Here is a 16,131-nt window from a genome sequence, read left to right as displayed (position 1 = left end):
AAACCAATTTACAAATTTAATGTCACGTTTCAGAAACATTGCTAGTATGGCTACCCTGCTAATAGCCATTACTTTACCTTTATCCGTTCAGTCTCAGTCCAGGCTTGATCTGGACCGGATATTTACAAAATATGAATTTAGCCCTGAATGGCTCGGTCCCATACGCTGGTTTGACGAAGGGGAGAGTTACATCAGGTTGGAAAAGTCAGCTTCTCATCCTGTAGCTCGTGATCTGGTGAAATATAATACAGCTAATGGAGAGAAAGCCATCCTTATATCAGCGTCAGTCCTTATTCCTGAGGGTAAAAATGACCCTGTTTTTATTGAGAATTATTATTGGTCGCCCGATAAAACCAAACTGTTGATCTTCACCAATTCTCAAAGAGTATGGAGATACAACACCAAGGGAGATTACTGGGTGTATGATACCCAAAAGAAAACCCTTCGGCAGTTGGGAGGTAGCGAAGCAAAACCTTCTACGCTGATGTTTGCAAAGTTTTCACCTGACGGACAGAAAGTAGCGTACGTTAGAGAGCACAATATTTATGTAGAATCACTGGGAGCCAATGATATTGTTCAGCTAACCTCTGATGGTAGTGAAAGGATTATTAACGGAACCTTTGACTGGGCTTATGAAGAAGAGTTTAGTTGTAGAGATGGTTTTAAGTGGAGTCCTGATAGCAGGTCAATAGCATATTGGCGTATCGATGCCACTGCTATTCGGAACTTTTACATGATCAATAATACTGATTCGGTCTACTCTCATATTATACCTGTTCAATACCCTAAAGCAGGAGAGACCCCTTCTGAATGCAAAGTAGGTGTTGTTAGCGCTTCTGGTGGGCCGACTACCTGGATGCATATGCCAGGGGACCCCAGGCAAAATTATATTCCACGCATGATCTGGACCCCTGACTCTGAGTCTATTCTGATGCAACATCTGAACAGAGCTCAAAATCATAACAGAGTGACCAAGGCAGATGTAAAAATGGGGATTACAAAAGTTATCTATGAAGATAAAGAGACGGCCTGGCTTGAAGTGGTTAATGACTTCCAATACTTGAACAAAGGAAAAGAGTTTACATGGGTAAGCGAGAAGAGCGGCTGGAAAACTGCTTATACTATTTCTGCAGACGGTAAAACCGAACAGCGCATTACACCGGAAGGGCAGGATATGATAGAAATCAAACTCATAGATGAAAAAGGTGGCTGGCTTTACTATATGGCCTCACCAACCAACCCTACCCAGCGCTACTTGTATAGAACAAAGCTGTCAGGCAAATCGAAACAGCAAAAGGTATCACCTGATTCTCAGGCAGGCACCCATAATTATGACATAGCGCCTAATGGCAAATATGCAGTGCATACCTATTCCAGGGCAGGTGTACCTCCGGTGACAAGCCTTGTTTCACTCCCTGATCATAAGGTTATCCGTACCATGATCACGAATGAAGAGCTTAAGACGAAACTGGATGCACTTGATAAGCAGCCCGTAGAGTTTTTTACCGTCGACAATGGTGAGGGGGTTTCTTTGGATGCCTATATGATCAAACCTGTAGATTTTGACCCTTCCAAGAAGTATCCCGTACTCTTTCATGTTTATGGTGAGCCGTGGAGTCAGACAGTACTGGATAGTTGGGGAGGTTCTACCTACTTGTGGCATTTAATGCTGACACAGCAGGGTTATATAGTGATGAGCGTAGATAATCGTGGTACTCCCGGGCCCAAAGGCAGGGAGTTTAGAAAATGTGTATATGGTCAGATCGGGGTGTTGTCATCGGCTGATCAGGCCGCTGCGGTTAAAAATATTATTGGAAACTACAAATTCGTTGATCCGGATCGTATAGGTATATGGGGCTGGAGTGGAGGAGGGGCCATGACCCTGAATGCTCTGTTCAGATATCCTGACCTTTATAAAATGGGTATGTCTGTAGCACCGGTAACCAACCAGTTATTATATGACAATATATATCAGGAGCGCTATTCAGGGATACCTTCTGAAAACCCTGAAGGATACGAAAAAGGATCACCTATCAATTTTGCTAAAAATCTGAAAGGTGATTTGCTGCTGGTGCATGGTACAGGTGATGATAATGTGCATTACCAGCATGCAGAAATGTTGATCAATGAACTAATCAAGTATAATAAATTATTCTCTTTGATGTCTTATCCTAACCGTTCACATGGTATTTACGAAGGGGAGAATACCTCCAGACATTTACGGGAAACACTCACTCATTATTTGAAAGCACATTTGCCAGCTGGTCCTCAATAAATTATGAGTTATTTTCAACTTGTGTTGACCTTGGTGTTAAGTAGCACTACAGGGTTGTCGTGGCAGCTGTATAATCTCGACAAAGATACTTCACTTCGAGGTATAGCGGCTGTAGATGAAAAAGTATGCTGGGTTGGTGGGAGCAACAGTGTGCTGGCTAAAACGATAGATGGTGGCAGCAGCTGGAAGTACTTTGATCTGGTAGATGTTCCTGATGCTGAATTTCGTGACATTCAGGCCTTTGGACCGGATACGGCAATTGTAATGAGTGCGGGAGAAGGAGACAAATCTAAAATCTATAAAACAACTGACGGAGGAGCTACCTGGAGAGTTGTTTTGGAGAATGAATACCCCAAAGGATTTTTTAACGGAATAGCTTTTTGGAATGACCAGGAAGGTATATTAACCGGAGATCCTGTAGAAGGTAAGCTATTTATTATGACCACAAAAGATGGTGGAGAGTCATGGCAGCGAGTAACAGATCTTCCTGAAATTGTAGCAGGTGAATATGGTTTTGCTGCCAGTGGTAGTCATATTACAGTGCTGGGTGATCACGTGTGGGTGGGCACGGGAGGCTCAGTCGCCCGTATATTCCATTCTGCTGATAGGGGAGTCTTCTGGGTGGTTACAGGTTCACCCATACTACAAGGAGCTGCGTCGCAGGGGATATTTTCCATGGCATTTTCTGATACGGGCATGGGTGTGGCGGTAGGAGGTGATTATACTGATGAGGCAATCCCTGGTGATAAAAATGTGATATACTCACAGGATAAAGGCAATAGTTGGACTGTTTACAAAGGGCAAAAGCTGCCTTTTAGATCTGCTATACGGTTTGTAAATGATGTAATTCTTGTGTCTGGCCCGTCAGGTTCCGAATATTCTTTAGATAAAGGTCATAGTTGGATGAAGATAAATGGTCAGGGATTTCATACCTTAGATGTCGCAACACATGGTGTAGTTTGGGCTGCGGGTTCAGGAGGAAGAATTGGGAAAATGATTATTGATAAATAAATAAGTTTTTATTATGGAAATAAATCTATTTGCATCACAAACGTATAAAGAGCGCCGCGATGGCCTGAAGAAAAAATTGGGCAAAGGTGTGGTGTTGATACTCGGTAACGAAGAGAGCAGTATCAATTTTAAGGATAACTGGTATCCTTTCCGTCAGGATAGTACATTTCTGTATTACTTCGGACTAAACCTGCCAGGGCTTTGTGCGCTAATTGATATTGACAATGACAGGGACATTATTTTCGGTAATGAATTAAGTATCGATGATATAGTCTGGACAGGGCCACAGCCATCTTTGGCAGAACTTGCTGAAAAAGTTGCTGCTACTGACGTGCTCCCTACATCACGTATAGCCGAGCATATAAACGCTTCAACATTGTACCTTCCTCCATATAGACCCGAACATGCAGTGAAGCTGAGTAGCTGGACTGGAAAAAGTGTTGAGGAAGCTTCATCAGCATATTCTGTTGAGCTGATCAAAGCTATAGCGCAGCAGCGATCCATTAAATCAGCGGAAGAGCTGGAAGAGATCAATAAAGCAGTAACTATCACCAGTGAAATGCATTTGGCTGTAATGAAAGCCGCAAGACCTGGCCTGAAGGAACATGAGCTTGTTGGGGTGGCCGTGAGAACAGCTGCAGAAAATAATGTGCATCTTTCCTTTCCGCCAATTATGACCATCAATGGTAGCATTCTGCACAATCATTATTATGGCAACACGCTTAAAGAAGGTGATATGCTTCTTTTCGACGGAGGTACCGAATCTCCAAGGAATTATGCGGGAGATATGACAAGAACCTTCCCGGTAGGAGGGAGTTTTGATACCAGGCAAAAAGCATTGTATGATATCGTACACAAGTCTCATTCTGCGGCAGTTGATGCTTTAAAGCCAGGAGCAGTGTTTAAAGACATTCACCTGCTGGCGGCCAAAAAATTAGTTGAGGGGTTGACAGAAGTGGGTATTATGAAAGGTAATGCTGATGAAGCAGTGAACGCCGGTGCACATACTATGTTCTTCCAATGCGGACTAGGTCACATGATGGGACTTGATGTTCATGATATGGAAAACTTCGGAGAGCAGTATATTGGGTATACAGATACTTTGGTGAAGAGTAAAGAGTTTGGTCTGAAGTCTTTGAGGCTGGGTAAAGCAGTTGAGAAAGGCTATGTAGTTACCATTGAGCCCGGTATTTATATTATTCCGGAGCTGATTGATATGTATAAGGCTGATAATAAGTTTGAGGAGTTTATTAACTATCAGGAGCTTGAGAGCTACAGAGATTTCGGAGGCATTCGTGTTGAGGATGATTATGTGATCACGGATGAGGGGAGTGACCTTTTAGGTAAGCCCTTGGTAAGGTCTTCTGAAGAAGTTGAAGCTGTTCGAACTGAAGCTGTAAATAGCGAACAAGTTATCGCCAAGGTATAACCTTATTATAAAGGTTAAGAGGCCGTCTAAAATGTGTCATTAGTCATTCCAAACTTGATTTAGGGTCGCGTGAAATACCCTGAGCTAATAAGGAGATTCCGTAACAAGCTCAGAATGAAGGTAGAAAATAACCTTTTAGACGGTCTTTATAATGTTTTAAGCCACTTTTTATATGGCTTTGAAAAATAAATTAACTTTATTGGAATGTCGTGAAAAATCACCATTACCTCTAAAATCTCTGGTTCAGAATATTATTATTTCTTAATAAATTGATCGTTCTGATTTTATGAAAGGGTACTTTTGATGTAAGTTTTGTTGGGTAATTGCGATTTTTTGACTCTTTTTGGGCCTGCAGAACTTCATCTTACGACATTTTTTTCTCATATTGTGCTTTGCTTTCCTGATCAACTCAGTGCTTAATGGTTTTATTCAGTTAAACGGTATAACTACTATTAAGACTTTACAGAGGTGCTTTGGAGGACATAAACATTTATTATCTAAACAATATTCCGTTTATTTTTGCTTTAATTAATAAAACACAATCACTATGAGACTTAGAAATTTACTGATCATTTTTGCTGTAACTTTCACTGGCCTAGGATTCTCAGCTTGTACTGATGAGTCAGAAGAAGTGGTCCCGCAACCTTTAGAGGGGAGTGAATCTCAATATGCCACTGGGAACGGCACTGAAAAAGACGACATAAACTGAACGATGTTTTTTTATGTTTAACTTAACGATGTAAGGATTTGCCTAGATTGGTGTTTATATTCGATGATAAATTTGGCACCTTTGAGAGGCTAGAACCTAATCAACCTACTCATGCTTGTTGAAATATTGAAAATTAAATACCCGTTAATTTATGCCCTGCTTTTTATAAGCTTGCTGGCTTGTGAGGATAAAGAAGTTGCCCCCAAACCTCAGCCTCTACCGGAAAACTCTGCAGAACTTGTGACCTTGTTGGAATCAACAGAAGATAATAGCTTTAAATTGGAGATATATTGGGCTCTTTACAAACAAAGTAGGGCTACCAATGAAGATTTGGCACTTTCATATTTGGACAAACAGGCGGATCTAGCAGTTGAATTGGAAAATGATCTACTTCTGGGTAAAGCTAATTTTGGTAGAGCATTGATAAATAGTAGGAATAGCGATTATGTTAAAGCAGTTGATTATTATTTAACGTCAATAAGCTCTTTTGATAAAATTAATGAAGTAAAGTTGGCAGCCAGCGCCTTGTCCAACCTGGGGGATATATTTGCAACAACAGGGAATTATGAATATGCAGAAAAGTTTTTTTATAAAGCGTACCAGACTCATTTGAATTCAGGAGATCCTACCAGACAGATTATTGCAACACTTAATCTTGGTATTTGTAACTTCTTTAAAAAAGACCCTGATTTTAATAAAGCAGAGCGCTTTTTTCAAAAAGCATTAGAACTTGCCGGAACCATTGAGGATAAGCAGGATTATTATTTTAACCGTATTTACAACCAGATAGGAACAGTTAAATATCTACAAACAGACTATAAGGCTGCTATTCATAATTATCAACTGTCACTGGAATATTTGGGTACTGGTGAAAAAGTTGAGGAAAAACAAGCAATTGCTTATGCTAATATAGGTGAGGCCTATATGGATCAGGGAAATTATTCAGAAGCACAACGGTGGCTCGAAAAATCGTTGGAACTATCTTCATATATTAAAGATAATCTGGTTTTGGTAGATATTCACAACATGACTGCTGAGCTGTTTCAAGTGCAGGGGGATCACCAGCAGGCCACTGTTTATCTTGAGAAAGCCATAGATGTGGCTGACAAAGATGTTATCAATGAATCGCTTCAGGAGACTATTGATCTAATCAGAGTATCATACAAGTTTTTGCAAAATTCAGGGAAGCCAGTAGGTGTTGCAAAATATGAAACCGCATTTAGTATTGATGGTATGCAGGATTCGTTGGAAGAAGAACTTTTAGAAAAGGCAAACTTCAAATCTCTTCAGGCAGCTCTTGGGCTTTCAATAGAGTTGGATAACCAGATCAAAGAAAAAAAGGCAGAGGTAGAGCAAAGGGAACTCATTAGCAACATTGCGCTATCATTGGGTATTTTACTTATTATAGCAGCTATTCTTGGGTTTATTTATACGGTTAACTATAGACGAACCAAAAGAAATAGAGATGAATGGAAGGATGTGTGTTTAGAGGTTAGAGATGTGCTTGAAAGTATTCCGAATTAATTAATTAAAATTCTTGCCTATTTATTTGAATGGCTTGCCGCCATTGGCTATGGAGCTGATCAGTTCTGTGGCATATCGAAGTTTCGCTTCTATTTCCTTATTTCTCATATAGATGGTTTCCAGTTCATCAACGGCTGATGAAAAAGAATTGATCAAGCTCTGACCGGCCTCAGCATTCCCGTTTTCTATTAAATGTTTACATGCCTTAATGGCATTTCTATACCTTTGAACAGTTTCATAAGCGTCACTATCTTCAGATAAGGATAAGCCTGTGGTTGAAGGCTTGTTGGTCCTTCCTGCATTTTCCGGACTGTCAGCAAAGAAATGTTCCACCGGTACGCCAAGTATGCTACTTATTTTAATGAGCAAGTCAACCTTAGGATACCCTTTGCCAGTCTCGTAAACAGATATAGTTCTGACGTTTACGCCAATCTTTTGAGCCAGTGCTTCCTGACCAAGCTGCGCTTTTTCTCTGAAGTATCTAAAATTTCTTGCAAAAGTTGACTTTTTTGTCAATATATGATTATTTTAGCGTATCGACTTGATAAAAAAATCAAGTTTATGATTTTTTACACATTTAAGAGATATCAAAGATATAAAAAAAGAAGATAAAAATCAGGTCATTGAAGGCTTGACCACCCTAAAAAAACGCAATAGACCTACCTTTTTTTATATCTCCATTCTAAAGTGTAACAGATCAGCAAGATAACTTAAACCTTAAACTTTCAAACTACCAACAACGTGAAGAAGCAGGACAAATCAGAACATTATCAGAAGATTATTGACAGCATGGAAGAGCTAACATCTAAAATGGATTCGATAGCTCAGGAATACTTTGAAGCCAATGTTGATTTTATAAGTAAGCTGGGTGATGCCAGGTTGAGAAATGAACTCTCCGAGGATGGGCGTCTGTCATACTACGACAGAAGGTTTAAAGACTTACTGGAAGATCTTGAAAACGAAAATAGACTATTGAAGCGGGAGAAAGTAAACCTTCAGTTTAGAAGAAGTTTATTGACCGCTGACGAAAGCACTTCTTTAATATAGAAAAAGGTAACCCTAAAGTGGGTTTAGGTTGAAGTCATCGTGGGAGGTATGCACATACATATCTCCCAGATGATGTTTCTAGTCTCTTCGAAATTTTACTATTATTTTAAAGCATATTGTTGGCTTTTAGAGGCTGTAGCAAAAGTCATTTCCAGGCGTTATTCAGAAATCTCCACATTAGCTTCTATGCATTTTAAAGGGGATTTCAAAATTAAGTTTTGAATGACGAACAGGACTTTTGTATCAGCCTCTTTCAACTCCTTTTTTTTTGGTCGAAGCCCCATTGACCATTTAAACTTTTGTTTACAAAAACTTACTGAAGTTACTACTATTACTGGATGGCCGCTATAGGTTAAATGTTTCAAAATCCACGTGTCTTTTTAGAGGTTCAAAGTTATGTAACTGATAGTAAGTTACTTGGTAAATCATTTTTAGGTTAGTTTTTATTTATAAAATAATTATATTATTCTTGTAGTTTATTTTTATAAACAAACCAATTTATTTTTAAATTATTAATGCATTTATGATCAGGATTTTAGTCTGTATTTTGGTTTTATCTGTTGTCATAGGAGGTTCATTAAAGGCCCAGGAAGATTTTCTGCCGGCATCTCCCAATGCAGCCGCTCTGGGTAAGTATGGGCACGTTCCGGTCGGATTGAATACCGGGACCCTTCAACTTTCTGTACCTGTTTATGAATATTCAGGCGGCAATTTAACAGTACCCATTTCTTTGAATTATAGCTCCAATGGGATAAAAGTCGATGAACTACCCTCACATGTCGGACTCGGATGGGTTCTAAGCGCGGGAGGGGCCGTCACCAGAATGGCGAGAGACAAGCCAGACGGAGATTTGGCTAACCGCTGGCAAATGCCAGATGCGCCATACGACTCAGATGAAATGCTGATATTTCTCCGTCAGGTAAATCACCTGGAAGGCGATGCTCAGCCAGACATCTTCGCCTTTAACTTTCTGGGCAACTACGGTAAGTTTTATATCGATAATAACGGCGAGGCAGTAATGATTGATCCCTCACCCTTGAAAATTGAATTATTAAGTTCATTTTCAGACCCATATGATCCGAACGATGCCAGCCCGGAAATAAGAATTACAGATTCAAGAGGAGTGATATACACTTTTGGTGCGCATAATGCAGGCGAAGTAGGTCTTTATCGAAGTACCAAAACCAATAACGGAGTTCCCACACCCCCTTACGACGTTGAAAATGCCTGGTATATCGACAGAATCATACACCCAACAGGAGACGAAATCATATTTGAATACACAAAATCTGCCTATAGCTATAATGCCAGTATCTCACAATCTTTTTCAAAACTCGTTTATGAAAATGTGCAGGCGGGGCCAGCGTGTTACAACGGAACAGGAGATGACGTGAGTCCCGAATTTACCACGGCCCATATGACTACCTCAGTGCTTCAGCGTATTTATTCTCCACAAAGCCATTTTAGTGTAAACTTTACTTATTCAGCCGGGATACTCACCCCAAAACTGGACAGCATCACCGTATTGAACGATCAGGACGGAAGCATTGTGAAAAAGATTAACCTGGGTTATACAGCCTATGCAAGTACACTTTTCCAAAACAAAGATATTACCCATCAGGCAGAGGACCTGGGAAGACTATTTCTGACCAGCGTTTCAGAAACAGGTAGTAACGGAGAGTCAAAGCCACCTTATGCTTTCACATATTATTCGCCGAATCAGCTACCGGCCAGGTTTTCTTACGCACAGGATTATTGGGGGTATTTTAATGGTAAAGATAATTCCTTCCTTGTTCCCAATGAACTTGGCGATATCTACATAGGCAAAACTTTAGATTTTTATGACGCCATCCCATACCTACCCCCTACAATTAAGGGCGTTTACCAAAATATCGGAGGTGATAAATCCCCATCAGGTGCACACGCCAAAAAAGGCATGCTTCGTCAAGTGACCTACCCTACGGGTGGATACAATGAATTTTTCTATGAACCACATTCCTATTATGATACAAAAACTACCCTGGCAACCTATACCACAGACGCCCATTTAAAGCTGGTATCTGATAATGTTGATGGCAGTAATGGTTTTGGGGGTATTGTAGATAGCTATGAGATGACTGGCATTTATAGTGATCAGGAAGTGGAGATCCATAAAAGCATTAGTTTTAATGTGCATGGAGACTCATGCTATCAGGGTGCAGATCCTGATCATTGGATCAGCGCAACCTTCAAAGTCTATAATAAAACGACAGATCAACGGGTGTCATTTTACAAAGAAACACTTAACCCACCACACTATAGAACTTTGATTGGAGATGAATATATTTTCACGCCAAACACACAAGACGGGCGAGTGTTTTTTGATATTGAAGCAGGACATACTTATATGGCCACTCTTAAGATTAGCAGGCCGTGTATTGAAACAGATATTACTTTTCAGTACCGCAAAGGAGCTACCAAAGTGGAGAAAGCAAACATAGAAGTAGGAGGAGTACGTGTTTCTAAAATAATTACAGATGACGGGGCAGGAGAGCAACAAGTGAAGAAGATTTATTACGGTACCCCCTCATGCCCCGATTGCTCCACCGGAGTAATAGAACTGCCCAAGGCCGATATATGGGTAAATACTATAAGGAAAGAAACAACTTCAGAAATATCCACATGCACCTATGCAGCCCTAAGCTCCAATACATTTAAGCCGCTGTATTCCTTGCAAGGCAATCACATAACATATAAAACAGTAATAGAGGGTTTTGGTGAAAACGCAGAATATGGAAGGACCATTCACTATTTCAACACAATTTCAGATGCCGAAAACGACCCACAGGTATATAATGGCGATCCTCTTGCCGGCACCCCAAACACCAATACTTTTGGGCAAGGAGAAGAACTGAGAACAGTATACCAAAAATGGGTAGGAGACAGATTTATTAGTGTAAGAACGATAGATAATGACTACATGCCAGACAACCGGCTTGATCAGGAAATCAAAGGATTTTCTGCCAGGAAATATAATTTTTATTCTTCCGCAATAGGTACCGATGGATTTGGTAACAGCCTGGAAGTGGAGAACGACGATCCACTTTATTATGATTTTGCCGTATTTAAAGCCCGCTCCAAATGGCGCTATTTAGAAACCACAGTAGACTCACTTTTTGATGACAAAGGCGCAAACCCCGTGATTAAAACCACTTACTACAGGTATGACAACCCTGAACACCTTCAGACAACTTACATGAAGACCGAAAATTCCGGGAATGCAAATCCTGAGATCATTGAAAGCTATGTTACCTACCCTGATGATTATACAAGCACCTCTTTCAGTGCCCTAAAGAACAATAATATAGTTACGGTACCCATAAAAACCCAAAAGGTAGTTAATGGAAACCAAGTAGAAGGGCAGATAACCAGCTATAATTCCAATGGGCAGCCATTAGATGTGTATGGTTACCGATCTGACCTGCTTAAAGCTCCGGAGCCCCATGATCCGACAGGAATTGACTATACAGACCACACCCTGGAAACACAAGTCCGGTATAATGATCAGACCGATAAGGTGAAACAAATTACGAAGATAGGAAATCGCCAGACAGCCTATTTATGGGGATACAATGATACAAAGCCGATTGCAGAGGTTAAAAATGCAGTAATCGATCATATTTTCTATAACAGCTTTGAGAAAGAAGGCACATTGGATGAGTCCAAAGCCAAAACAGGTCGATACTATCATAATTCAGGCAGCTACACTATTCCCTCTTCTTTTAACCCCACCAATATCAGTCAGCTAAAACTAAGCTATTGGTACTGGAATGGTTCAGAGTGGCTATTCAGCGGAGAGTTGGCTTTCACAAGAAACATATCAAGCCCAGGATCAAAGCTTGATGAAATCAGAGTATACCCCGAAGGAGCCTTGATGACCACTTATACCTACAAAGAAGAGGTAGGATTAACATCAAAGACCGATGCCAACAACATCAGCACATATTATAAATACGATGGATTAGGCAGGTTGATTCTTGTAAGTGATGATGACCGTCATCCTGTCCAGCGATATGAGTATAACTATGCTGGTCAATAATTACTCCTTACTTCCAAATATGAATTCTGATATAATCATGAAAATATTAAGCTATTTAAAGCATCACCTAGTATTGCCCTTTTTGATTATAGGTACACTATCCTATGCTCAGGAAACAGCCGCCCCACCTATTGACGGAGGAGGGGGAGAGGAGACCTACACCTTTGCTATTTACTCTGATAAATCAACCACACTGATGCCCGGTACAACCGCCAAATACTGGGTTCATGATGGCACTGTTGGGACATGGGATGTTACCGGAGGTAGTAAAATTTCACAAAATGATACGGAGGTAACCGTTAAATGGGGAACAGGAAGTAGCGGAACCGTTATTGCTACAGGTTATTTGAATGGAGGAACAGCTTCCGGGACAAAGAGTATTACAATCATTCAGCCACCAAACCGGCCGCCTTCACCCTCTCAGGTGGAGGGGTGTAATGGTCAACTTAAACATTTTGTTCAGCACAATGGTACGCCGCCAGCCAATGTCAGGTGGTATTGGCAGAAAAATGGCCAGACAAAAAGCACCAGTGAGGGATATAGTGCTTCGAAATCGGTTAAACCAGATGAAAATTATTACCTACAAGCATATAATACTGAAACCCAGTTGTGGAGTGATAAATCTATCTATGGAGTAACTGTTGAACGATATTATCCTGATATTTCCAGTTTTATAGGCGCCAATATTTGTGTAGGAAATTCAGCGACGTTGGAACTTTCAGCTGATGCAGCCTATTGGGACCAAAAACAAATAAAAGCTGAATGGTTTGATGCCAATACCAATACCACGATTAACAAATTTGGAAGAACAGCTACCGTTGGAGGAGGTAGTTATTATGCAACCATTAAAACTAAGGACCCCTGGATATGTACAATTAAATCACCCACAGTACAAGTATATGTTGTCTCAGACCCAACAGCCGATCCGGGGCAAATAAGTGGAGGCGGCAACTACTGCTCATTAGATGAATTTATGACCAACGGCAGGCATATTCAAAGTGTGACCCCTGCCTCAGTCAGTGGAGGAACCTTAGTAGGGTACGAATGGCATATGTCCAGAAACGGAGGAGCGTTTGAGCTTATCAGCGGACATACCAATGAGGATCTTTATGTACCTGCATCGCACTTGCCTGCAGATGCCAGTGAATCCCTCGAGTTTATAAGGAAAGTAGTTTACACCAACAGCTGTTCCAATACACTAAAACGCTCGACCCCCCCATTAACTTTTAATGTATATGATCGACCAGTTGTCGCTACAGCAACAGTCGATAATCAATGCGGTCAGTCCATAATTAGCATGCCCCAACCCTCAGGAATGTTTACTTATTATTGGCAAACCTCAGCAACAGGAACGGAAACCACCGATACCCGAAATCCGATCACCGTGTTGGAAACAGATACCAGAAAACAATATTACCTCAGAGCCCGTCATAACCTCACACTTTGCTGGAACCTGGATAGTAATACAAAGATGATTACCGCAGCACCTAAGCATATTCCCGAAGCAGGCATTACATACACAGAAACCGTATGTTACAATAAAACAGCCAGACTAACCGCAGAAACACATGTTTTCAATTATGTGTATTGGACAGACGAGTCAGGAAAGGATTTAGGATCCGAGAACCCATTGATTACCCCAAAATTAAAGTCAGGCCAAACATTTAACCTGAAAACAGTTAGTGGAGAAGGTTGTGAGAATACCAGTTCGGCTTATGTTGATGTATATCAGCCCTATTACTTTGAACCCGATGCGCCAACAGTTAAAAAGATAAACAACACACAGTATCAACTATTACCCTACAATTTAAGGTCAGATTTTGCATACTATTGGCTTGACCAGGGAGCAGGTATGGGAGCGCAGGACAGAACAGTTGATCAACCGGGAATATATGTATTAAAAGCACTTAATTCGGATGGATGCGATGCAGGTAGTACAGCCGTAGAAATCTACGACCTCCAGCCACACCTGGGCAAAACCATAACCAATCCCAATTATGTCAGAACATTTACCTACCTGAAGGAGAATGTGACCGATGCTAACGACATTGCTCAGGTAGCGGTCAATACCCAGTACCTTGACGGACTGGGGCGGACGATTCAGGAGGTAGATAAGCAGGCCACACCCCAGAAAACCGATCTCGTAGCACCCCGGGAGTATGATGCTTCCGGTAATATGCCCAGAGCCTACCTGCCTTACCGGTCTTCAGCAAACGACGGCAATGTGAAGACCCAGCCCTATGCCGAACAACATGACTTTTATAATGCCGCTTCCCCTACAGCTGTAGCAGACTCTTACTATCCATTTGCATATACAGAAATAGAAAGAGCACCCACTCAGCGAGCCAAAGTCCAACATGCGCCCGGAGAAAGCTGGACCGGAGAGGCCGGCACCATCAGCAACAAAGGCATCCATAATAAGCGGATGAGCAATGTAGCCAGAGAAGTGCTACTCTGGCAAATTGAGAATGAGAGCCCAGTGTACAAAGACACTAATGGAGCGAACACCTACTATGCCGAAAACACACTTTTCAAAGAAGTTACCACCGATGAGCAAAAACATCAGGTGATCGAGTATACAGATAAGGAAGGAAAAACCATACTGAAAAAAGTGCAAACACATGAAAATGGAGAAACCGAAAAGTGGGCCGATACCTACTATATTTACGATGACTTTGGTAACCTGAGATTCGTCCTGCCACCCATGGCCAGTAAAAAAGTGAATGAAGGCAATAACCTCAATACTGAGCTCCTGGCCCAGTGGGCCTTTCAGTATCAATATGATGCCCGAAAGCGCATGATCACCAAAAAAGTGCCGGGAGCCGACTGGGAGTATATAGTCTATGATGTACGAGACAGGCTCGTGCTAACACAAGATGGAGCGCAACGTGCAGCAGGAAAAAACGAATGGACCTTCACAAAATATGACCAGCTCGACAGGCCTGTTTTGACCGGTATTACAGATATGGGAACAAAAACGACAGGCCAGCTGCGAAACGAAGTGGCCGCCATGTCGGTATTGTATGAGCAGCGCGGTACGGTAGTACACGGGTACACCAATAACACTTACCCTTCAGTCCCGGAAAGTAATGCTTACCTGACAGTAACTTATTATGATGACTACTCCTTCCTAAACCTGGCCGAATTTAGCGAAGAGTTTGACCACCGGACTTCTTCCTTTGACAGGGTCAAAAATCTTGTTACCGGGAGCAAGATAAAAGACACAGACCCTAAGTCCCCCTGGATACTTACAGCAACATATTATGACAACAAGTACAGAGAGACCATGTCGGTGACCAAATCAGAAGACCTTTTGAGTAACCAGACCACCACCTATGATTTTGCAGGAAGAGTATTGTTGACATCATCTTACTATTCAAAAGGGCAAACAGAATCGCTGAGAATAGACAGACGGTATGAATACGATCACGCCGGAAGGTTGCTGCGGGGCTATCATAAACTGACCAAAGATGACGTGGAGCAGGAAGAAGTGCTACTCGCCGAGAACAAATACAACGAACTGGGTGAACAGATTGAGAAGAACCTGCACATAGAGAACGGAACACCACACCAATCCATCGATTACCGGTATAACATCCGAGGCTGGCTGCAAAGCCTGAACAACAGCACACTTCAGGAGGAGACCGGAGTTAATGTTGACGACCCCACCCCTGACCTTTTCGGAATGGACCTATTGTACAACAACCCGCTGAATGGCGTATCCGTGGAGAACTAAAGCATAAAACATGAACAACCCTAACAATAAATACATACTGATATTCCTGCTGTTCATTGGTTATAACAGCCACGCCCAAAACCCCATCACCTGGACCGACCTGGTAGGTGTAGAAGTGCAGACAGACAATACCCTGCGCAAAACCGGAGGCTGGGGAACAGACAATGGAGGAGCAGCATCAGCAGAAATATTAGCCGCAGACACCGACGGCTGGGCAGAATTCACCGTCTACCCCACAGGGAACGAGCGCTACTTTGGATTGACCCAAAACAACATCGATGCAACCAAAAACATCGACTATGCTATCAAAATTAATAGCATC

The 16,131-nt window shown here is 41.6% G+C and carries 10 protein-coding genes; 9 read left to right on the top strand and 1 reads right to left on the bottom strand.

All coding sequences use genetic code 11. The annotated features are described in order from the left end of the window. Positions 1-19: 19 nt before the first annotated feature. The 5 genes from JMN32_RS08950 to JMN32_RS08930 all read left to right on the top strand — a co-directional run bounded on the left by JMN32_RS08950 (position 20) and on the right by JMN32_RS08930 (position 6,948). Complete coding sequence (locus JMN32_RS08950; protein WP_238354403.1) at positions 20-2,275, top strand: S9 family peptidase; 2,256 nt, start codon at positions 20-22, stop codon at positions 2,273-2,275. 3 nt (positions 2,276-2,278) lie between these two features. Then, the gene (locus tag JMN32_RS08945) at positions 2,279-3,286 is read left to right on the top strand and encodes a WD40/YVTN/BNR-like repeat-containing protein (RefSeq protein ID WP_202855981.1); all 1,008 of its coding nucleotides are present in this window, start codon (positions 2,279-2,281) and stop codon (positions 3,284-3,286) included. A gap of 13 nt (positions 3,287-3,299) precedes the next feature. Further along, positions 3,300-4,715: an aminopeptidase P family protein gene (locus JMN32_RS08940; protein ID WP_202855980.1), complete on the top strand. Its 1,416-nt coding sequence runs from the start codon at positions 3,300-3,302 to the stop codon at positions 4,713-4,715. Between the two features lie 547 nt (positions 4,716-5,262). Beyond that, a complete protein-coding gene (locus JMN32_RS08935) occupies positions 5,263-5,424 on the top strand; it encodes a hypothetical protein (protein WP_202855979.1) in 162 nt (53 codons plus the stop codon). A 111-nt stretch (positions 5,425-5,535) separates the two neighbouring features. Continuing rightward, positions 5,536-6,948 (top strand): tetratricopeptide repeat protein, encoded by a 1,413-nt coding sequence (locus JMN32_RS08930; protein ID WP_202855978.1) that lies wholly within the window; start codon positions 5,536-5,538, stop codon positions 6,946-6,948. Between the two features lie 21 nt (positions 6,949-6,969). Here the strand turns inward: JMN32_RS08930 and JMN32_RS08925 are convergent, their stop codons facing one another. Next, entirely contained in the window at positions 6,970-7,464 is a 495-nt protein-coding gene (locus JMN32_RS08925; RefSeq protein ID WP_202855977.1) for a helix-turn-helix domain-containing protein, read from the bottom strand. Positions 7,465-7,689: 225 nt separating this feature from the next. Between JMN32_RS08925 and JMN32_RS08920 the strand changes: the two genes are divergently transcribed. The 4 genes from JMN32_RS08920 to JMN32_RS08905 form a co-directional block, all read left to right on the top strand. Next, on the top strand, positions 7,690-7,995 hold the full coding sequence (locus JMN32_RS08920; protein ID WP_202855976.1) for a hypothetical protein: 306 nt from the start codon (positions 7,690-7,692) through the stop codon (positions 7,993-7,995). 523 nt (positions 7,996-8,518) lie between these two features. Continuing rightward, positions 8,519-12,073, top strand: a complete 3,555-nt coding sequence (locus JMN32_RS08915; protein WP_202855975.1) for a hypothetical protein — start codon at positions 8,519-8,521, stop codon at positions 12,071-12,073. Positions 12,074-12,092: 19 nt separating this feature from the next. Next, on the top strand, positions 12,093-15,809 hold the full coding sequence (locus JMN32_RS08910) for a DUF6443 domain-containing protein (RefSeq protein ID WP_202855974.1): 3,717 nt from the start codon (positions 12,093-12,095) through the stop codon (positions 15,807-15,809). A 10-nt stretch (positions 15,810-15,819) separates the two neighbouring features. Beyond that, positions 15,820-16,131, top strand: a 312-nt coding sequence (locus JMN32_RS08905) for a hypothetical protein (protein ID WP_202855973.1), incomplete at its 3' end; no start/stop codon positions are given.

This window comes from Fulvivirga marina (genome assembly GCF_016775155.1).
Classification (GTDB): domain Bacteria; phylum Bacteroidota; class Bacteroidia; order Cytophagales; family Cyclobacteriaceae; genus Fulvivirga; species Fulvivirga marina.
The sequence above is the reverse complement of the archived record's forward strand: the minus strand, read 5'-3'. Positions and strand labels throughout refer to the sequence as shown.